Annotated in this window: 16 protein-coding genes and 1 tRNA gene; 4 read left to right on the top strand and 13 right to left on the bottom strand. The window is 68.2% G+C overall.

Annotation, left to right across the window (positions count from 1 at the left end):
• Nucleotides 1-98 precede the first annotated feature (98 nt).
• Nucleotides 99-1391: a hypothetical protein gene (locus ACH4NX_RS14505; RefSeq protein WP_398127173.1), complete on the top strand. Its 1293-nt coding sequence runs from the start codon at nucleotides 99-101 to the stop codon at nucleotides 1389-1391.
• Nucleotides 1392-1413: 22 nt separating this feature from the next.
• Here the strand turns inward: ACH4NX_RS14505 and ACH4NX_RS14500 are convergent, their stop codons facing one another.
• From ACH4NX_RS14500 to ACH4NX_RS14445, 12 genes are all read right to left on the bottom strand, one after another.
• The gene (locus ACH4NX_RS14500; protein ID WP_351389581.1) at nucleotides 1414-1815 is read right to left on the bottom strand and encodes a DUF3592 domain-containing protein; all 402 of its coding nucleotides are present in this window, start codon (nucleotides 1813-1815) and stop codon (nucleotides 1414-1416) included.
• A gap of 111 nt (nucleotides 1816-1926) precedes the next feature.
• Nucleotides 1927-5826 carry a DNA-directed RNA polymerase subunit beta' gene (locus ACH4NX_RS14495; RefSeq protein ID WP_398127069.1) on the bottom strand — a complete coding sequence of 1300 codons (3900 nt, stop codon included), beginning with the start codon at nucleotides 5824-5826 and terminating at the stop codon, nucleotides 1927-1929.
• A 110-nt stretch (nucleotides 5827-5936) separates the two neighbouring features.
• Nucleotides 5937-9422, bottom strand: coding sequence for a DNA-directed RNA polymerase subunit beta (gene rpoB / locus ACH4NX_RS14490; RefSeq protein WP_351389587.1), 3486 nt, complete (start codon nucleotides 9420-9422; stop codon nucleotides 5937-5939).
• A gap of 636 nt (nucleotides 9423-10058) precedes the next feature.
• Nucleotides 10059-10448 carry a 50S ribosomal protein L7/L12 gene (gene rplL, locus ACH4NX_RS14485; RefSeq protein WP_189728713.1) on the bottom strand — a complete coding sequence of 130 codons (390 nt, stop codon included), beginning with the start codon at nucleotides 10446-10448 and terminating at the stop codon, nucleotides 10059-10061.
• 122 nt (nucleotides 10449-10570) lie between these two features.
• Nucleotides 10571-11101: a 50S ribosomal protein L10 gene (rplJ, locus tag ACH4NX_RS14480; protein ID WP_073725156.1), complete on the bottom strand. Its 531-nt coding sequence runs from the start codon at nucleotides 11099-11101 to the stop codon at nucleotides 10571-10573.
• A 329-nt stretch (nucleotides 11102-11430) separates the two neighbouring features.
• Complete coding sequence (locus tag ACH4NX_RS14475; RefSeq protein WP_398127068.1) at nucleotides 11431-12363, bottom strand: hypothetical protein; 933 nt, start codon at nucleotides 12361-12363, stop codon at nucleotides 11431-11433.
• 131 nt (nucleotides 12364-12494) lie between these two features.
• Nucleotides 12495-13307: a hypothetical protein gene (locus ACH4NX_RS14470; RefSeq protein WP_398127067.1), complete on the bottom strand. Its 813-nt coding sequence runs from the start codon at nucleotides 13305-13307 to the stop codon at nucleotides 12495-12497.
• A 141-nt stretch (nucleotides 13308-13448) separates the two neighbouring features.
• Nucleotides 13449-14174: a 50S ribosomal protein L1 gene (gene rplA / locus ACH4NX_RS14465; RefSeq protein ID WP_345593521.1), complete on the bottom strand. Its 726-nt coding sequence runs from the start codon at nucleotides 14172-14174 to the stop codon at nucleotides 13449-13451.
• Nucleotides 14175-14282: 108 nt separating this feature from the next.
• Complete coding sequence (rplK, locus tag ACH4NX_RS14460) at nucleotides 14283-14717, bottom strand: 50S ribosomal protein L11 (RefSeq protein ID WP_003974315.1); 435 nt, start codon at nucleotides 14715-14717, stop codon at nucleotides 14283-14285.
• 169 nt (nucleotides 14718-14886) lie between these two features.
• Entirely contained in the window at nucleotides 14887-15774 is an 888-nt protein-coding gene (gene nusG, locus ACH4NX_RS14455) for a transcription termination/antitermination protein NusG (protein WP_398127066.1), read from the bottom strand.
• An 80-nt stretch (nucleotides 15775-15854) separates the two neighbouring features.
• Complete coding sequence (gene secE / locus ACH4NX_RS14450) at nucleotides 15855-16142, bottom strand: preprotein translocase subunit SecE (protein ID WP_279565425.1); 288 nt, start codon at nucleotides 16140-16142, stop codon at nucleotides 15855-15857.
• A gap of 108 nt (nucleotides 16143-16250) precedes the next feature.
• Nucleotides 16251-16323, bottom strand: a tRNA-Trp gene (locus tag ACH4NX_RS14445).
• 327 nt (nucleotides 16324-16650) lie between these two features.
• On the opposite strand from ACH4NX_RS14445, the gene ACH4NX_RS14440 reads away from it, so the two are divergent.
• Together ACH4NX_RS14440 and ACH4NX_RS14435 are read left to right on the top strand one after the other, a co-directional pair.
• Nucleotides 16651-17877, top strand: a complete 1227-nt coding sequence (locus ACH4NX_RS14440; protein ID WP_351389601.1) for a pyridoxal phosphate-dependent aminotransferase — start codon at nucleotides 16651-16653, stop codon at nucleotides 17875-17877.
• Nucleotides 17878-18054: 177 nt separating this feature from the next.
• A complete protein-coding gene (locus ACH4NX_RS14435) occupies nucleotides 18055-19119 on the top strand; it encodes an adenosine deaminase (RefSeq protein ID WP_351389603.1) in 1065 nt (354 codons plus the stop codon).
• 92 nt (nucleotides 19120-19211) lie between these two features.
• Here the strand turns inward: ACH4NX_RS14435 and ACH4NX_RS14430 are convergent, their stop codons facing one another.
• The gene (locus ACH4NX_RS14430; protein ID WP_351389606.1) at nucleotides 19212-19808 is read right to left on the bottom strand and encodes a helix-turn-helix domain-containing protein; all 597 of its coding nucleotides are present in this window, start codon (nucleotides 19806-19808) and stop codon (nucleotides 19212-19214) included.
• A 149-nt stretch (nucleotides 19809-19957) separates the two neighbouring features.
• On the opposite strand from ACH4NX_RS14430, the gene ACH4NX_RS14425 reads away from it, so the two are divergent.
• Nucleotides 19958-20590 carry an NAD(P)H-binding protein gene (locus ACH4NX_RS14425; protein WP_351389609.1) on the top strand — a complete coding sequence of 211 codons (633 nt, stop codon included), beginning with the start codon at nucleotides 19958-19960 and terminating at the stop codon, nucleotides 20588-20590.
• Nucleotides 20591-20603: the final 13 nt, after the last annotated feature.

Genomic DNA, 20603 nt, shown 5'->3' with positions numbered 1-20603 from the left:
GCCTCCCCTCCCCCGAACACCGAGCACAGATGTGCGACTCTTGTGCGATCTTATGGCAGCAACTGACGGTTGAGGGTGGACTGAGGGGGATGACAGCCATGGACACGGCTGCCGACGACACGGTGACCGAAGGGTCGGCGGGCGCACCGCGACGGCTGCCAGACGAGCGCGAAAGGCGCTCCTGGAGGACCTGGCCCCCGGCCCTGCCGCCCGCCGCGCGGCCCTACCTGGCCCCGCTCGCCCTGTACGGCGTGACGAAGCTCGTCGGCCTCGCGGTCTTCGCCTCCCTGCTGGAGTACGCCGGGGACTACAAGGAGAAGAACCCGCGCTTCGGCGGCGGCGCCCACTGGTGGGACGTCCTGGCCACCTGGGACGGCTGGTGGTACCTCCAGGTCGCCGAGCACGGCTACAGCCCCTCCCTGGTGCGGCTCGACTCGGAGGGCCTGTTCACGGTCCAGCAGAACTCGGTCGCCTTCTTCCCGCTCTACCCGTCCCTGATCCGCATGGTCTCGGAGGTCACGGGCCTGGGCCTGTACGGCTCCGGGATCCTGGTCTCCGTCGTCTTCTCGTTCGTCGCCGCGGCCGGCATCTACGCCGTGATCTCCCTGATCGCGGGTGCCCGCGCGGGCACCGTCGCCGCGGGACTGTGGGCCGTCGCCCCCGGCGCGGGCGTGGAGTGGGCGGTGTACTCCGAGTCCCTGTTCGTCGCCATCGCCGCCTGGGCCTGCTACGCCGTGATGACCAAGCGCTGGGTGGCGGCCGGCCTGCTGGCCTTCGTCGCGGGCCTGAACCGCCCCACGTCCGCCGTCCTCATAGGCGCCGTGGGACTCGCCGCGCTGGTGGTCCTCGCCCGCCCCGCGACCCGGCGCGAGCACGGCGTACGCGGCCCGGTGTACGCCATGATCGTCGCCCCGCTGGGCCTGCTCGTCTACATCGCCTGGGTCGGCTACAGCATCGGCGAGCCCACCGCGTACTTCACCCTCCAGCGCGAGGGCTGGGCGCACTTCTTCGACTACGGCGCCCACACCCTGGACGTACTGCTCAACCTCGCCGTGGGCCGCGGCGACTACCCCTTCGCCTTCTACACCCCGGACCTGCTCTCCGCCCTGCTGGTCCTGGCGCTGCCCTTCCTGATCGCCCTGATGCTGCGCGAACGGCCCCCGCTGGTGCTCGTCGCGTACACCCTGGCGACGGTCATCACCGTCCTCGGCACCCAGCAGATGTTCGGCAACACCATGCGCTACCTGCTGCCCGCCTTCCCCCTGCTCCTCGCCCCGGCCGCGGCCCTGAGCCGCCTGAGGCTGCCCAGCCTGGTGGTCTTCTTCTCCACGACCGCCCTCGCCTCCGGCTGGTACGCGCACTACGTCCTGTTCGAGCTGGGCGTGCCGTAGGCCTCGTGCCGGGGCGGCGCCGTCACAGCGTGAACAGAAGCCCCACCAACGCCGCAGCCCACAACGCCCCCATGACGGCGGAGAGAGCCGTGTCGTACCCCACCCGCCCACTCGCCTCGAACAGCAGCATCGCGCGCTCGGGCCTGCCCGGCTCGTGGACGACCGCCACCGCGTCGCCTATCTCCACGGGCGCGACCGAGTACCTGGAGGAGCGGACCGTAAGGTCCTGCCCGGCTTCCCCGGAGTACGCGCAGACGGCTCCCACGTAGCCACCGCTGGGCCAGTAGTGGCTGACGCACTCGCCCTCGACGCGGATGCCGGCGGACTCCAGTCGCTTCGCCTTCCGCAAGGCGTACAGATTGGTGGACAGCACCAGGGACGAGGCGCAGACCATGACGACGAGGAAGATTCTCACCGCGAGCACGGGCTTCTCCGGAATCGGTTCGAGGAGTCGTTCACGACACGAGCGCCGAAGGGCGGCCACCCACACGGGGTGACCGCCCTTCGGTCGTAGCGGCCTTCTCAGGCGACTCGCTTACTGGTTGTACGGACCGTAGTCGTAGTCCTCCAGCGGAACGGCCTGGCCGGAGCCCGTGCCGAACGGCGAGTAGTCGATGTCGTCGTAGCCGACGGCCGAGTACATCGCGGCCTTGGCCTCCTCGGTCGGCTCGACCCGGATGTTGCGGTAGCGGGACAGGCCCGTACCGGCCGGGATGAGCTTACCGATGATGACGTTCTCCTTGAGGCCGATCAGGGAGTCGGACTTGGCGTTGATCGCCGCGTCCGTGAGGACCCTGGTCGTCTCCTGGAAGGACGCCGCCGACAGCCACGACTCGGTCGCCAGCGAGGCCTTGGTGATACCCATCAGCTGCGGACGACCGGAGGCCGGGTGACCGCCCTCCTGGACCACACGACGGTTCTCGGTCTCGAACTTGGTGCGCTCCACCAGCTCGCCGGGCAGCAGCTCGGCGTCGCCGGACTCGATGATCGTCACGCGGCGCAGCATCTGCCGGATGATGATCTCGATGTGCTTGTCGTGGATCGACACGCCCTGCGAGTTGTAGACCTTCTGGACTTCGCCGACCAGGTGGATCTGCACCTGGCGCTGACCCAGAATGCGCAGCACGTCGTGCGGGTTGGTGGCACCCACGGTGAGCTTCTGGCCCACCTCGACGTGATCGCCCTCGCCGACCAGCAGACGGGCACGCTTCGAGATCGGGAACGCCGTCTCGTCGCTGCCGTCGTCCGGGGTGACGACGAGCTTCTTGGTCTTCTCGGTCTCCTCGATCCGGACGCGGCCGGAGGCCTCGGAGATCGGGGCGACACCCTTCGGGGTACGGGCCTCGAAGAGCTCGACGACACGCGGCAGACCCTGGGTGATGTCGTCACCGGCCACACCACCGGTGTGGAAGGTACGCATCGTCAGCTGGGTGCCGGGCTCACCGATGGACTGGGCGGCGATGATGCCGACCGCCTCACCGATGTCGACCAGCTTGCCGGTGGCCAGGGAGCGGCCGTAGCACATGGCGCAGGTGCCGACCTGGGACTCGCAGGTCAGGATCGAACGGGTCTTGACCTCCACGACACCGTGGCGCACCAGCTGGTCGATGAGCACGTCACCGAGGTCGACGTTGGCCGGCGCGATCACCTTGCCGTCGATGACGACGTCCTCGGCGAGCATGCGGGCGTAGACGCTGGTCTCGACGTCGTCCGTCTTGCGCAGCGTCCCGTCGGCCTCGCGGACGGCGATCGGCAGCTTCAGACCGCGCTCGGTGCCGCAGTCCTCCTCGCGGATGATGACGTCCTGGGAGACGTCGACCAGACGACGCGTGAGGTAACCCGAGTCGGCGGTACGCAGAGCGGTGTCCGCCAGGCCCTTACGGGCACCGTGCGTGGAGATGAAGTACTCCAGCACGGACAGACCCTCACGGAACGAGGCCTTGATCGGACGCGGGATCGTCTCGTTCTTCGCGTTCGACACCAGACCACGCATACCGGCGATCTGACGCATCTGCATCATGTTGCCTCGTGCACCCGAGTTCACCATCATGGAGACCGGGTTGGTCTTCGGGAAGTTCGCGTTCATCGCCTCGGCGACCTCGTTGGTCGCCTTGGTCCAGATCGCGATGAGCTCCTGCGTGCGCTCTTCCTTGGTGATCAGACCGCGCTCGTACTGCTTCTGGACCTTCTCGTCCTGCGCCTCGTAGCCCTTGACGATCTCCTTCTTCGCGTCGGGGACGACGATGTCGGAGATGGCGACGGTGACACCGGAACGCGTGGCCCAGAAGAAGCCGGCCGCCTTCAGGTTGTCGAGCGTCGCCGCCACGATGACCTTCGGGTAGCGCTCGGCGAGGTCGTTGACGATCTCGGAGAGCTGCTTCTTGCCGACCTCGTAGTCGACGAACGGGTAGTCCTCGGGCAGCAGCTCGTTGAAGAGCGCACGGCCCAGCGTGGTCTTCAGGGTGAAGGTGTCACCCTGCTGCCACTCCGGCTCACCCTCCTCGCGGGCCGGGGGCTCCCAGCCGCGGGGCGGGATGGTGCCCACCGGGAAGCGGATGTCGACCTTGGCCTGAAGCGTCAGGTCTCCCGCGTCGAACGCCATGATCGCCTCGGCGGCGGAGCCGAAGGCACGGCCCTCACCCTTGGGGCCACGACCCTCGGAGTCGGTGGTGAGGAAGAACAGACCGAGGACCATGTCCTGGGTCGGCATCGTCACCGGACGGCCGTCGGCCGGCTTCAGGATGTTGTTCGAGGACAGCATCAGGATGCGGGCCTCGGCCTGCGCCTCCGCGGAGAGCGGCAGGTGCACGGCCATCTGGTCACCGTCGAAGTCCGCGTTGAACGCGGTGCAGACGAGCGGGTGGATCTGGATGGCCTTGCCCTCGACCAGCTGCGGCTCGAAGGCCTGGATGCCGAGGCGGTGCAGCGTGGGCGCACGGTTCAGCAGAACCGGGTGCTCCGCGATGACCTCTTCCAGCACGTCGTACACGACCGTGCGGCCGCGCTCGACCATGCGCTTGGCGCTCTTGATGTTCTGCGCGTGGTTCAGGTCGACCAGGCGCTTCATCACGAACGGCTTGAAGAGCTCCAGCGCCATGGCCTTGGGCAGACCGCACTGGTGCAGCTTCAGCTGCGGGCCGACGACGATGACGGAACGCGCCGAGTAGTCGACTCGCTTGCCGAGCAGGTTCTGACGGAAGCGGCCCTGCTTGCCCTTGAGCATGTCGGACAGCGACTTCAGCGGACGGTTGCCGGGGCCCGTCACCGGACGGCCGCGACGGCCGTTGTCGAAGAGCGCGTCGACGGCCTCCTGGAGCATGCGCTTCTCGTTGTTCACGATGATCTCGGGCGCGCCGAGGTCGAGAAGCCGCTTCAGGCGGTTGTTGCGGTTGATCACGCGGCGGTACAGGTCGTTCAGGTCGGAGGTCGCGAAGCGGCCACCGTCCAGCTGCACCATCGGACGCAGGTCCGGCGGGATGACCGGCACGCAGTCCAGCACCATGCCCTTGGGGCTGTTGCTGGTCTGCAGGAACGCGGAGACGACCTTGAGGCGCTTGAGCGCACGGGTCTTCTTCTGGCCCTTGCCGGTACGGATGATCTCGCGGAGGCGCTCGGCCTCCTCGTCGAGGTCGAAGGACTCCAGGCGCTTCTGCAGCGCGGCGGCGCCCATCGAACCGTCGAAGTAGGTGCCGAAGCGGTCGCGCAGCTCGCGGTAGAGCAGCTCGTCGCCCTCGAGGTCCTGGACCTTGAGGTTCTTGAACCGGTTCCACACCTCGTCGAGGCGGTCGATCTCGCGCTGCGCACGGTCGCGCAGCTGCTTCATCTCACGCTCGGCACCCTCGCGCACCTTGCGGCGCACGTCGGCCTTGGCGCCCTCGGCCTCGAGCTCGGCCAGGTCGGTCTCGAGCTTCTTGGCCCGGGCCTCCAGGTCCGAGTCGCGGCGCTGCTCGACCTGCTGGCGCTCGACGGAGACGTGGGCCTCCAGCGAGGGCAGGTCGCGGGTGCGGCGCTCCTCGTCAACGAACGTGATCATGTACGCCGCGAAGTAGATGACCTTCTCCAGGTCCTTCGGGGCGAGGTCGAGCAGGTAGCCCAGCCGCGACGGAACGCCCTTGAAGTACCAGATGTGGGTCACGGGGGCGGCAAGCTCGATGTGGCCCATCCGCTCACGGCGCACCTTGGCGCGCGTGACCTCGACGCCACAGCGCTCACAGATGATGCCCTTGAAGCGGACACGCTTGTACTTGCCGCAGTAGCACTCCCAGTCCCGGGTCGGACCGAAGATCTTCTCGCAGAAGAGTCCGTCCTTTTCGGGCTTGAGCGTGCGGTAGTTGATCGTCTCGGGCTTCTTGACCTCGCCGTGGCTCCACTGACGGATGTCGTCAGCGGTGGCCAGACCGATCCGGAGCTCGTCGAAGAAGTTGACGTCGAGCACTATGCGTCAATCCCTCTCAGGGTTGTAAGTCTTGGGGTCTGAAACGGGGGTCCTGGGGCCGGCCGGAGGCTCAGGGATCTTCATCGCTGAACCTCCGGACCGGACTCCCGTCAGACCTCTTCGACGCTGCTCGGCTCGCGCCGGGACAGGTCGATGCCGAGCTCCTCCGCTGCGCGGAAGACGTCCTCGTCGGTGTCACGCATCTCGATGGACATGCCGTCCGAGGACAGCACCTCCACGTTGAGGCACAGGGACTGCATCTCCTTGATGAGCACCTTGAAGGACTCGGGGATGCCGGGCTCAGGGATGTTCTCGCCCTTGACGATGGCCTCGTAGACCTTCACGCGGCCGGTCACGTCGTCGGACTTGATGGTCAGCAGCTCCTGGAGGGCGTACGCGGCGCCGTAAGCCTCCAGCGCCCACACCTCCATCTCACCGAAGCGCTGGCCACCGAACTGGGCCTTACCACCCAGCGGCTGCTGGGTGATCATCGAGTACGGGCCGGTCGACCGGGCGTGCAGCTTGTCGTCGACCAGGTGGTGGAGCTTGAGGATGTACATGTAGCCGACCGAGATCGGCTCCGGGAACGGCTCGCCGGAGCGGCCGTCGAACAGCCTCGCCTTGCCGGACGGGAGCACCATGCGCTCGCCGTCGCGGTTCGGGATGGTGTGCTGGAGCAGACCGGCCAGCTCGTCCTCACGCGCACCGTCGAAGACGGGGGTGGCGACGTTGGTGCCGGGCTCGACCTTGTCGGCGCCGATGGCCTGGAGGCGCTCGGCCCACTCCTCCGCGAGGCCGGAGACGTCCCAGCCGCGGCTGGCGAGCCAGCCGAGGTGGATCTCCAGGACCTGTCCCGGGTTCATTCGGGACGGGACACCCAGCGGGTTCAGGATGATGTCGACCGGGGTGCCGTCCTCCAGGAACGGCATGTCCTCGATCGGGTTGATCTTGGAGATGACGCCCTTGTTGCCGTGGCGGCCGGCGAGCTTGTCACCGTCGGTGATCTTGCGCTTCTGCGCGACGTAGACGCGGACCAGCTGGTTCACGCCCGGCGGCAGCTCGTCGCCCTCTTCGCGGTCGAAGACGCGGACGCCGATGACCTTGCCGATCTCACCGTGCGGCACCTTCAGGGAGGTGTCGCGCACCTCGCGCGCCTTCTCACCGAAGATCGCGCGGAGCAGGCGCTCCTCCGGAGTCAGCTCGGTCTCACCCTTGGGCGTGACCTTGCCGACGAGGATGTCGCCGGCGACGACCTCGGCACCGATGCGGATGATGCCGCGCTCGTCGAGGTCGGCGAGGACCTCCTCGGAGACGTTCGGGATGTCCCGGGTGATCTCCTCGGGGCCGAGCTTGGTGTCACGGGCGTCGACCTCGTGCTCCTCGATGTGGATCGAGGAGAGGACGTCGTCCTGCACGAGGCGCTGCGACAGGATGATCGCGTCCTCGTAGTTGTGACCCTCCCACGGCATGAACGCGACCAGCAGGTTCTTGCCGAGCGCCATCTCGCCGTTCTCGGTGGCCGGACCGTCGGCCAGGACCTGGCCCTCGATGATCCGGTCGCCCTCGGCGACGACGACCTTCTGGTTGACCGAGGTTCCCTGGTTGGACCGGGAGAACTTGGCCAGGCGGTACGTGATGTACGTGCCGTCGTCGTTGGTGGTGGTGATGTAGTCCGCGGAGACCTCCTGGACCACACCCGCCTTCTCGGCCTTGACCACGTCGCCGGCGTCGGCGGCGGAGCGGTACTCCATGCCGGTGCCGACCAGCGGGGACTCGCTCTTGATGAGCGGCACCGCCTGACGCATCATGTTCGCGCCCATGAGGGCGCGGTTGGCGTCGTCGTGCTCGAGGAACGGGATCATGGCGGTCGCGACCGACACCATCTGGCGCGGCGAGACGTCCATGTAGTCGACGTCGTCACCGGGGACGTAGTCGACCTCGCCACCACGGCGGCGGACCAGGACGCGGGCCTCGGAGAAGCGCATGTCGTCGTTGAGCGTGGCGTTGGCCTGCGCGATGACGAAGCGGTCCTCCTCGTCGGCGGTCAGGTAGTCCACGTCGTCCGTGACCTGGCCGTCGACGACCTTGCGGTAGGGCGTCTCGATGAAACCGAACGGGTTGATCCGGCCGTACGAGGCGAGCGAGCCGATCAGACCGATGTTCGGGCCTTCGGGCGTCTCGATGGGGCACATGCGGCCGTAGTGCGACGGGTGAACGTCACGGACCTCGAAGCCGGCCCGCTCACGGGAGAGACCACCCGGGCCGAGGGCGTTCAGACGACGCTTGTGCGTCAGCCCCGACAGCGGGTTGTTCTGGTCCATGAACTGGGACAGCTGGCTGGTGCCGAAGAACTCCTTGATGGAGGCGACGACCGGCCGGATGTTGATCAGGGTCTGCGGCGTGATCGCCTCGACGTCCTGGGTGGTCATGCGCTCGCGCACGACGCGCTCCATACGGGCGAGACCCGTACGGACCTGGTTCTGGATCAGCTCGCCGACGTTGCGGATGCGGCGGTTGCCGAAGTGGTCGATGTCGTCGGTCTCGACGACGATCTCCCGGCCCGACTCGCCGACCGTCTCGGTCTCACCGGCGTGCAGCTTCACCAGGTACTTGATGGTGGCGATGACGTCGTCGGTGGTGAGTACGCCGGCGTCCAGCGGCTCGTCGGCGCCGAGCTTCTTGTTGACCTTGTAGCGGCCGACCTTGGCGAGGTCGTAGCGCTTCGGGTTGAAGTACAGGTTCTCCAGAAGCGTCTGCGCGGCCTCACGCGTGGGCGGCTCGCCCGGACGCAGCTTGCGGTAGATGTCGAGCAGCGCGTCGTCCTGGCCCTGGGTGTGGTCCTTCTCCAGGGTGGCGCGCATGGACTCGTACTCGCCGAACTCCTCGAGGATCTGCTCGGTCGTCCAGCCGAGAGCCTTGAGCAGGACGGTCACGGACTGCTTGCGCTTGCGGTCGATGCGCACACCGACCATGTCGCGCTTGTCGATCTCCATCTCCAGCCAGGCACCCCGGGACGGGATGATCTTGGCGGAGAAGATGTCCTTGTCGGACGTCTTGTCGATGGAGGAGTCGAAGTAGACACCCGGCGAACGGACCAGCTGCGACACCACGACACGCTCGGTGCCGTTGATGACGAAGGTGCCCTTGTTGGTCATGAGCGGGAAGTCGCCCATGAAGACCGTCTGGGACTTGATCTCGCCGGTCTCGTTGTTGGTGAACTCGGCGGTGACGAAGAGCGGGGCCGCGAACGTGAAGTCGCGGTCCTTGCACTCGTCGATGCTGTTCTTGGGGGGCTCGAAGCGGTGGTCGCGGAACGTCAGCGACATCGACCCGGAGAAGTCCTCGATCGGCGAGATCTCCTCGAAGATCTCTTCCAGACCGGACTTGGTGGGGACGTCCTGACCGGACTCCAGCGCCGACTCGACGCGAGCCTTCCACGCGTCGTTGCCGAGCAGCCAGTCGAAGCTCTCGGTTTGCAGCGCGAGGAGGTTCGGAACCTCGAGAGGCTCCTTGATCTTTGCAAAGGAGATGCGCAGCGGGGCGGTGCTGGCAGCGTTGTTCGTATTCGCGGTCGAGGCATTGCGCGAGGCGGCCAAGAGGGGGTCCTTCCGAGGGCTCGGACTCACTACGCGCGTACCGGCCCCTCTTCCGTGCACGAAGACAGGGGGCGCCTGATGTGGCTGAAAAGCCAGGTCAGGCATGCTCTGGTCGTCGGTGCTCGGGCGAGGGCAGACCCCTGGTGACGGGCAGGGGGCAACTAACAGGCAGCGCAAAGGGTCAGTGTAGCCACATGGCACACTGATGTCCAGTGCGGGTCTCGATGACCGTGTTCGCTCCTCGTTGATCTCACCACCTGCGGCAAGGCCTCGCCCTCAACGCACCGTGATACTGCCCTCTTCGCCGTGGATCCATGCCTCGGATTCTGGATCCTTGTGACGACGCGTCCTGAGAATCGCGCGCCGCGTGCGGTTCGTCAAGGCCCCCTTTGCCCGAACCGCCTGCCGCCAGAGGGCCCTCGGGGCCCCGGCGACGGCACGACGAAGATCACCATACTCTCCGCCGTCGCACGTGCAAGGCAGCCGCCGCCGGACTCCGGATACACCGAAGAGCGACCACCCGGATGGATGATCGCTCTTCAGCGCTGAAGCGTTACAGGCCCTGTGGGATCTTCTGGAATCGCGCGATCCATGGGATCAGCGGGAGCCGTGAGGCCCCTGAGGACCTGTGGGGTGTTACTTGACCTCGACCGAGGCGCCGGCGCCCTTGAGGGACTCGGCGGCCTTCTCGGCGGCGTCCTTGGCGACCTTCTCGAGGACGGGCTTCGGGGCGCCGTCCACGAGGTCCTTGGCCTCCTTCAGACCCAGGGAGGTCAGCTCGCGCACGACCTTGATGACCTGGATCTTCTTGTCGCCGGCACCGGTGAGGATGACGTCGAACTCGTCCTGCTCCTCGGCGGCCTCGGCGGCGGCGCCACCAGCGGCACCACCGGCGACGACGACCGGCGCGGCAGCGGCGGCGGTGACGTCGAACTTCTCCTCGAAGGCCTTCACGAACTCGGAGAGCTCGATGAGGGTCATCTCCTCGAACTGGGCGAGCAGGTCGTCCTGGCTGAGCTTCGCCATGATGGCGGTCCTTCCACTAATTCGGCAGGTGCCGGATGTACGGGGTGAGGCGGGCGTACGTCGGGCCCGCGTCGACCCTCACCTCATGCGGTCATGCGGCGAGGATCGGAAAGCGAGCCGAATTACTCGGCACCGCCCTGCTCGTCCTGCTTGGCACGGAGCGCGTCCACGGTGCGGACGAGCTTCGAGGGCAGCGCCTGGAAGACAGAGGCAGCCTGGGACTGCTTGCCCTTCATGGCACCGGCCAGCTTGGAGAGCAGAACCTCGCGGGACTCGAGGTCCGCGAGCTTCTTGATCTCGTCGGCGGACAGCGCCTTGCCGTCAAGGACACCGCCCTTGATGACGAGGTTCGGGTTGTCCTTGGCGAAGTCGCGCAGACCCTTCGCCGACTCCACCGGGTCACCGGTGACGAAGGCAACGGCCGTCGGACCAGCGAAGAGCTGGTCGTCGAGCGTGATCCCGGCCTCGTTGGCCGCAATCTTGGTCAGCGTGTTCTTCACCACGGCGTACTGGGCGTTCTCACCGAGCGACCGGCGCAGCGTCTTGAGCTGCGCCACGGTGAGACCGCGGTACTCGGTCAGCACAGCGGCGTTCGAGCTGCGGAACTTGTCCGTCAGCTCGGCAACCGCGGCAGCCTTTTCGGGCGTCGCCATAGAGCCTCGGCCTCCTTCCGGGTGATTCGGACCGCGCGGACCCGAAGGAGGACTGGGGAAAACGAAACGCCCCGGCGCAGGCGCACGGGGCGTGGCTCGACCTCTTGTCACGCACGAGGCGCGTACTCCAGGGAGCTCATCCACAGTCACCTGCGCGGGTCGTCCGCAGTTCAGCGGATCCTTCGGCCACCGTGTCTCTCGCGAGCGCACGGCAACGACCAGCGGTCTTTGGCTTCTGGGGAAGCGTACGTGAACGGTGCGGTGTCAAGCAAATCCGCCCGGCGAGCCAGCGCACGGACAGGCACCCGGACCCCGCGGGTGCCGTGGGCTCAGAGCCCGGAGCCGCTCTCCAGTGCCTCCAGCTCGGCCATCTCCTCCTCGAAGGTGGCCTCGTCGCCGGACATCTCGCCCAGCTGCTTGAGCATCTCGAAGAGGTCGAAGGTGTCGGCGGCCGGCGGCACCTCGACCTCGGCCTTGGCCCCGTAGTCCGAAAGCTTCATGCTCATGTCGACGTTGCCCTGGGGGGTGTCCATTCCGACGTCCATGCGGACCGGCATGTCGTCGTCGTTGACCCAGACCTCGGTGTCGTAGCCCTTGATGCCGGACTTCTCGATCCCCTTCAGGAGCTGCTCGCGCTCCTTGGGCTCGAGTACGTCCAGACCATCGTTGCTCGCCAGCACTTCCTTGACGGTGAGCGTGCCCTTGTAGTGCTGGGCCGTGACGCCGTCGATCTTCTCCTCGCCGACACGCTTGAGGTTGGGCGACTCCAGGAGCAGGGCGAGCTGCTCGACCGGGTTCTGGTTCATGTTCTCCAGACCGGAGAGCATCTCGCCCCCGGCCTCGGCACCCGCGGACTCGGCGGCGGCCGCCAGGTCCATCTTCATCCAGCGCTTGCCGTCCATGTCCTTGGCGGCCGCCGCGCCCATGTCCATGTACATCACGTTGTCGCGCCAGACCATCCGGACCTGCTCCGGGGCACCCGGCTCGGTGGCCAGCATGGAGCCCTTCATGGTCATGTCCATGACCGTCGGGTCCCAGCCCATGACGCCGGACATCGTGACGTCACCGCCACCGTCCAGGGCGGCCGGCGTCGACATCGTCATCTCGACGTTGGCGGACTTGGCCTCGGACGTCTTCTCGTACGCGGCGGTCAGGACCTGCTGGACGGTCCGGTCCGCGCCGGAGGCTCCGTCCTTCTTCTCGGCACCGCAGCCGACGGCCCCGCCCGCCAGCACCAGAGCCGACACGCCGGCGAGCGCCATCCCACCCCGCCGCGAAGACCGCGCGTACACAGAAAGCCTCATCGATTCCCCCCAAGGAAACGCGTCGAACGTATTGTTGAAATCTAAACCCGTCGTGAGCCTAACCCACGGGTTCGATCGGCTGCCTCACATTACCGACCCGCCCCTCGCAGCAGCTCCGTGAAGTCGGCGGTGTCCGCGGCCGGAGGGCGCTCGGCCAGGACGGCGACGCCGTAGTCGCTGTAGTACGCGGTCTGGGTCAGCTCCCCGGTCCCGGTCCGCCCCCGCTCGACCTTCTTGACCAGCAGGTCCCGGTCGTCGACCCAGATGTCGACGGTCTGGCCCGTGGCGCCGCCCACCGTGCCGGACCAGTGGGTGGTGCGCCGGCCGCGAGTCGTCTCCTCGCCGACCTCGCGCAGGTCGTCGGAGTCCAGCAGCTGCTTCACCGCCTGGTGGGGCGTGGTGTTGCGCATCTGCTCCGCGAACCCGGCGCCCGTACCCTCGCCGTCGCCGTCGCCGTCGCCGAGTTTCTGTAGGTCGGCGTAGACGTACTTGATCCAGTGCCTGCCACCCACCCGGTCGGCGAATTCGTCGCCCATCCTGGCGTAGTAGGCGTCGGGCAGGTACCGGGCCTCCATGGCCGTGGTGCCGAGCCGGCGCATGGTCTCGGCGGTCGTGCCGCCCGTGTACGTGATCGTCAGGGTGCCGGTGAGGCCGTCGCGCCAGCCGAGGGTGCCGACGGCGTCCAGCGACAGCTCGCGGCCCATGACGGTCGTCGACTCGACCCGCGCCGAACCCGCCCGCCCGGTGGCCCGCTCCACGGAACGCAGCGCCTGCGTCGACGGGCCGCCGTCCTCGGTGGACCCGCCGGTGGACCCGTCGGCGGAGGTGCAGGCGGTGACACAGGCCAGCGCGGCCGTCCCCGCGATCCGGACGAGAATGCGGCGTGCCGCCATGCCCGTCATACGTCCCACCCCCGTGCGAGTCCCGTGCCCGCACGCTAACCCAGGCCACTGACACCCGTAAGGGAAACGGAACCGGGAAAGGGACGGGCCCCGCACCTCGGAAGGTGCGGGGCCCGTGAACCGGTTGGGCGAGCCGTTGGCTCAGACCGCGGCCGGGTCCTCCTCGACGAGGAGGTTGCGGGTGCGGTTGGAGTCGACCGGAATGCCGGGGCCCATCGTGGTGCTGATGGCGGCCTTCTTGATGTACCGGCCCTTGGCGGCGGACGGCTTCAGACGGAGGATCTCCTCCAGCGCCGCGCCGTAGTTCTCCACCAGCTGGGTGTCGTCGAAGGACGACTTGCCGATGATGAAGTGCAGGTTCGAGTGCTTGTCGACGCGGAACTCGATCTTGCCGCCCTTGATCTCGGTCACGGCCTTGGCCACGTCCGGGGTCACGGTGCCGGTCTTCGGGTTCGGCATCAGACCACGCGGGCCGAGGACGCGGCCGAGGCGGCCGACCTTGCCCATGAGGTCCGGGGTGGCGACGACGGCGTCGAAGTCCAGACGGCCCTTCGCCACCTCGTCGATCAGTTCGTCGGAGCCGACGATGTCGGCGCCCGCGGCGGTCGCGGCCTCGGCACGGTCACCGGTCGCGAAGACCAGGACCCGGGCGGTCTTACCGGTGCCGTGCGGGAGGTTCACGGTGCCACGGACCATCTGGTCGGCCTTGCGCGGGTCGACACCCAGACGGAAGGCGACCTCGACGGTGCCGTCGAACTTGGTGGTGGAGGTCTCCTTGGCGAGACGGACGGCCTCGAGCGGGGCGTAGAGCTTGTCCCGGTCGATCTTGGCGTCCGCAGCGCGGAGAGACTTGCTGCGCTTGCTCACTACTGCTCCTGTTGGCTTCTGAGGAGTCGTGGTGCGGGCCGAGCAGGCCCTGCCACACTGTCCTGACCTTGCGGCTGGCGCCGCGCGGTTGGCTTACGGGGGTGGAGGTCAGCCCTCGACCGTGACGCCCATGGAACGCGCGGTACCGGCGATGATCTTCTCCGCCTGGTCCAGGTCGTTGGCGTTGAGGTCGGGCATCTTGGTGGTGGCGATCTCGCGGACCTGGTCGCGCGTGATCTTCGCGACCTTGGTCTTGTGCGGCTCGCCGGAGCCCTTCTCCACGCCCGCGGCCTTGAGGATCATCTTGGCGGCCGGCGGCGTCTTGGTGATGAAGGTGAAGGAACGGTCCTCGTAGACCGTGATCTCCACCGGGATGACCCAGCCACGCTGCGACTCGGTCGCGGCGTTGTAGGCCTTGCAGAACTCCATGATGTTGACGCCGTGCTGACCCAGCGCGGGGCCGACCGGCGGAGCCGGGTTCGCGGCACCGGCCTGGATCTGGAGCTTGATGAGCCCCGTGACCTTCTTCTTCTTGGGAGGCATAGCTCTCCGGGTCCTTTCGATTCGGGTCCTGCCGGCGTCCGGGGGCGACCCGGACACAGGCATACCGCACAACGATAACGGGTATGGGTGTGCGGCCAAAAACCGAGCAGGTCAGACCGGCTCCGGGAGCCTGTCTGACCTGTTTCGGTGGCTCTGGACGCCCGAGGCGTCAGTTCTTCTGGATCTGGTCGAAGCTCAGCTCGACCGGAGTCTCGCGGCCGAAGATCTCGACGAGGCCCTTGACCTTCTTCGAGTCGGCGTTGATCTCGTTGATCGTGGCCTGCAGCGTCGCGAACGGGCCGTCGGTGACGGTGACCGAGTCGCCGACCTCGAAGTCCAGGACCTGGACCTCGACCTTGCGCTGCGGAGCCGGCTTGCCCTCGGCCTCGGCGGCCTCGCGGGCGGCCTTCTCCTCGGCCTCGGGGGCGAGCATCTTGACGATCTCGTCCAGCGTCAGCGGATACGGGTCGTAGGCGTTGCCGACGAAGCCGGTCACGCCGGGGGTGTTGCGGACGACACCCCAGGACTCGTTGGTCAGGTCCATGCGCACGAGGACGTAGCCGGGCAGCTTGTTCTGCCGGATCGTCTTGCGGTCGCCGTTCTTGATCTGGACGACCTCTTCCTGCGGCACCTCGGCCTGGAAGATGTAGTCCTCGACGTTGAGCGAGACGGCGCGCTGCTCGAGGTTGGTCTTCACGCGGTTCTCGTAACCGGCGTAGGTGTGGATCACGTACCACTCACCGGGCAGGACGCGCAGCTCCTGGCGAAGCTTCTCGATCGGGTCGAGCTCGGGCTCGGGCTCAGGCTCGGACTCCGCGGCTTCGGCGGTCTCCGCGTCGGCGTCCTCGGCCTCCGCGTCATCGCTCGCCGGCTCGGCGGTCTCGTCCTCCGCCTCGGGAGTCTCGTCCTCGTCCACGTCCGCGACGACCGCGTCGTCGGCAGCCTTGGCCTCGACGGAGGCCTCGGTGTCCTCGTTGTCGGCGCCCTCGACGGTGCCGGGCTCGTCCTCGACGGACTCGACCGGCTCGATGGCGTCGTTCACGTTCGGGTCAGACACTGTGGCTGCTTCTTCCTGGATACATAGGGGTGGAACACGCGAAAGGGGCGCCGGGTACCTCGGCGCCCTTCGCTTTCGAATCAGCCGAAGACGTACTTGGCGGCGTTACTGAAGCCATAGTCAATCAGAGTCACCAGGCCGATCATGATGACCACGAAGATGATCACCACGGTGGTGTACGTCGTCAGCTGGTTACGGCTCGGCCAGACAACCTTGCGCAGTTCCGCGACGATCTGGCGGTAGAAGAGAGCGAGGCGCTTCAGCGGACCCTTCTTGGCACGCTTACCACCCTTGCGCGACTTCTTCTTGGAGTCCGGCGCTTCGTCCTCGGCATCAGGCATGTCGATGGAGCCCACGGCGTCCGTCACTCGTCCTCACCTGATTCCGGGTCGTGGCCGTGCCGCGCCCGGTCTGAGCCGCACGGCGGTGCATTGCTGTACGTACATGCGCACACATCCTGGCGAAGGTGTGTGTAGCAGGGCCGGAGGGACTTGAACCCCCAACCGCTGGTTTTGGAGACCAGTGCTCTACCAATTGAGCTACGACCCTTTGTGTGTCCCCAACGTACCGCATCCGCCCGGGTGCTTGGTCTGCACCGAGTGAGCGCGGGCCGCTGAGGGCCAACGAGGTGAGAGTGTACGTGCTCAGGGGCCGGGCGTCGAACAGAAAGGACGCGCGGCAGTCCCTTCCGTGCCGTCCTGGCCGAAGATCGCCCTGGCCGGGGGGCGGTTCCGGACTGTTGTTCCGGCGTTGGCCCCGTCCTGTCCGCCTCGCCGCACGCGGGTCGCCCCACCGTCCGTCTCACCTGCCCGTCTCGTCCTGCTCAGTCCGTGAACCCTTGTGCCCGGGAAGTTGCCGGTCTGGAACGATGGGCCCATGAGCGCTGCAATCCCTCCCACCGAGCGCCGGGTCTCCGCCCGAGTCGGCGCGATCTCCGAGTCCGCCACCCTCGCCGTGGACGCCAAGGCCAAGGCCCTGAAGGCCGCCGGGCGTCCGGTGATCGGCTTCGGCGCCGGTGAGCCCGACTTCCCGACGCCGGACTACATCGTCGAGGCCGCGATCGAGGCCTGCAAGAACCCCAAGTTCCACCGGTACACGCCGGCCGGCGGGCTGCCCGAGCTGAAGGCCGCGATCGCCGCGAAGACGCTGCGCGACTCCGGCTACGAGGTCGACCCCTCGCAGATCCTGGTCACCAACGGCGGCAAGCAGGCCATCTACGAGGCGTTCGCCGCGATCCTCGACCCGGGCGACGAGGTCATCGTCCCGGCGCCGTACTGGACGACGTACCCGGAGTCGATCCGGCTGGCCGGCGGTGTCCCCGTCGAGGTCGTCGCCGACGAGACGACCGGCTACCGGGTGAGCGTGGAGCAGCTGGAGGCCGCGCGCACCGAGAAGACCAAGGTCGTCCTCTTCGTGTCGCCGTCGAACCCGACGGGCGCCGTGTACAGCGAGGCCGAGACCGAGGCGATCGGCCAGTGGGCCGTCGAGCACGGCCTGTGGGTGCTGACCGACGAGATCTACGAGCACCTCGTCTACGGCGACGCCGCCTCCGTGTCCATGCCGGCGCTGCTGCCCGAGCTGCGCGACAAGTGTGTCGTGGTCAACGGTGTCGCGAAGACGTACGCGATGACCGGCTGGCGGGTCGGGTGGGTCATCGGCCCGAAGGACGTCGTGAAGGCCGCGACGAACCTCCAGTCGCACGCCACGTCCAACGTGTCCAACGTGGCCCAGGCGGCGGCGCTGGCCGCGGTCTCCGGTGACCTGGACGCCGTGGCGAAGATGCGCGAGGCCTTCGACCGGCGCCGCCAGACCATCGTGCGGATGCTCAACGAGATCGACGGCGTGCTGTGCCCGGAGCCGGAGGGGGCGTTCTACGCCTACCCGTCGGTCAAGGCGCTGCTCGGCAAGGAGATCCGCGGCAAGCGTCCGCGGGACACGGTCGAGCTGGCCGCGCTGATCCTGGAGGAGGCCGAGGTCGCGGTGGTGCCCGGCGAGGCGTTCGGCACGCCCGGGTACCTGCGGCTGTCGTACGCGCTCGGGGACGAGGACCTCGTCGAGGGCGTGAGCCGGATCCAGAAGCTGCTGGCGGAGGCGCGGGACTGACGGACGCGCTTCGGCGGGTCTTCGTCAGGTCGTCGGCGGGTCTTCGGCGCATCCTCGGCAGGGATCAACCACACCGGATCATTCCGGTGTGGTTGGTCCCTGCTTTGTTTGTGCGAGCAAGACCACGTACGGGGAAAGTGCTGTCGGGCCGGGCGTGTCGTGCGGCAGGATCACGGAATGCAGCACTCTTCACGGGAACACCCCCCGCACCCCCCACGTGTACGTGATGTCTCCGAACTGCCGAAGGCCCATCTCCACCTGCACTTCACCGGGTCGATGCGCCCCGCGACCCTGCTCGAACTGGCCGACAAGCACGGCGTGCGGCTGCCCGAGACGCTGACCGAGGCGCTGGGCCGCGGGGAGTCGCCGAAGCTGCGGGCGACGGACGAGCGGGGCTGGTTCCGTTTCCAGCGGTTGTACGACGCGGCGCGGTCGTGCCTCCAGGAACCCGAGGACATCCAGCGCCTGGTCCGGGAGGCCGCGGAGGAGGACCTGCGGGACGGATCGGGGTGGCTGGAGATCCAGGTGGATCCGACGTCGTACGCACCGCGGCTGGGCGGGCTGATTCCGGCGCTGGAGATCATCCTGGACGCGGTGGAGACGACGGTGCGGGACACCGGGATCGGGATGCGGGTACTGGTCGCCGCGAACCGGATGAGGCATCCGCTGGACGCGCGGACGCTGGCCCGTCTCGCGGTGCGGTACGCGGACCGGGGTGTGGTCGGGTTCGGGCTGTCCAACGACGAGCGGCGGGGCATGGCCCGGGACTTCGACCGGGCGTTCGCGATCGCGCGGGAGGGGGGGCTGCTGTCCGCGCCGCACGGGGGCGAGCTGACCGGGCCGTTGTCCGTGCGGGACTGTCTGGACGACCTGGAGGCCGACCGGATCGGCCACGGGGTGCGGGCGGCGGAGGATCCGCGGCTGCTGAAACGGCTGGCGGACCGGCAGGTGACGTGCGAGGTCTGCCCTGCGTCGAACGTCGCCCTGGGCGTGTACGAGAAGCCGGAGGACGTACCGCTTCGGACGCTGTTCGAGGCGGGCGTGCCCATGGCGCTGGGCGCGGACGACCCCCTGCTGTTCGGGTCCCGGCTGGCCGCCCAGTACGAGATCGCCCGGCAGGACCACGGGTTCACCGACGCGGAGCTGGCGGAACTGGCGCGTCAGTCGGTGCGGGGGTCGGCCGCCCCGGAGAACGTGAAGCGGAAGCTGCTGGCGGGCGTGGACGACTGGATGGCCGCGTAGGCCGCCGACAAGCGGCATGCGGCACGCGGCACGCGGCACGCGGCAAAACGCCAGGGCGCTACACGCGTCGCGCACGCATCCCGGGCACCGGTTCAGCCGATCCCGGCGAGCAGCGTCCGGGTCAGTCGCCGCGCGAAGTCGTCCACCGGCGGGCGCACGCCGCCGCGCGTCGCGTCGTACGCGAACGCCCGCTGCGCACAGGCACCCAGCAGCAGCGACGCGGCGGCGAAGGTGTCCGCGCCGGCGTGGACGCGCCCTGCGGCCTGCTCGGCCCGCAGGTAGGCGTCGAGGCCCTCGATCGGCAGGTGCGGCCCGGTGCCCAGCTCCCGCATCGCGTCGTCGTGCCGTCGTTTGAGCTCCGTCTGGGCGTAGAGCGAGGCGGCGATCGGGAAGCTCTGCTCGTAGAAGAGCGCGGCCCGGCGCGCGATCTCCGTGACGTTCTCCTCGAGGGAGGCGGTGCCCGGCTCGGCGGCGAGGCCGCGGAGCAGGGTGGTCAGCCGCGGCAGCCGCTCGGAGAGGACGCGGATGAACAGCTCCTCCTTGCTCGCGAAGTGCTTGTACAGCGCGGCCTCGGAGCACTCGGCTCCCCTGGCGATCTCCTTGGTGGTGGTGCGGGCCAGCCCGATGGTCAGCATCAGCTCATGGGCGGCGTCCAGGATGCGCTCCCGGGCCGGCTTGTCGGACGGCATGGCTGCTCCCGTCGGGGGTTGACTAGTGGGTGAGTGCTTACTCACCCTAGAGGAGAGACAGGTGAGTGAGTACTCACCCACCTGCTCGGCCCTCTTGCGAGCTCGCTCAGCGAAGCCCAGCCAAGCCGCCGTACGGAACGGAGTACGCCATGAAGCTCACCGTCTTCGGTGCCACCGGAGGTATCGGCCAGGAGGTCGTCCGGCAGGCGCTCGGCGCCGGACACCGGGTCACCGCCGTCGTACGTGACCCCTCCCGGCTGTCCGTGACCGGCGAGCGGCTGGAGGTGTTCCGCGCGGATCTGAGCGACCCGGCGGCGGTGCGGCCTGCGGTGGCCGGGCGGGACGCCGTGCTGTCCGGGCTCGGTGCCCGCCACCGCGCCGACGCCGGGGTCGCGACGCGGCTGACCCGGACGGTGCTCGACGCGATGGAGGCGGAGGGCGTGCGCAGGCTGCTCGTCGTCAGTGCCGCCCCGGTGGGGCCCGAGCCACGGGGCGCCGGACTGCTGGACCGAGGTGTTCGCGGAGTCGTCTCCGCCGTGCTCAAGGGCATCTACGACGATCTGCGCGCCATGGAGGCCGATGTGGCGCGCAGCGCCACCGACTGGACGGTCGTCCGGCCGCCGCGCCTGCAGGACAAGCCGGTCTCCGGCCGGTACCGGACGGAGGTCGGTGGTTTCCCGTCCAAGGGCCGTCTTGTGGGCCGCGCCGACGTGGCCCACGCGATGCTCGCGATGACCGAGGACTCCGGAACCGTGAAACAGGGCGTGGGCGTCGCCTACTGACACTCCGCGCTCC

It is taken from the genome of Streptomyces sp. NPDC017225 (assembly GCF_044331465.1).
Classification (GTDB): Bacteria; Actinomycetota; Actinomycetes; order Streptomycetales; family Streptomycetaceae; genus Streptomyces.
Note: the sequence above shows the minus strand (reverse complement) of the source record. Positions and strands in the feature narration are given on the sequence as shown.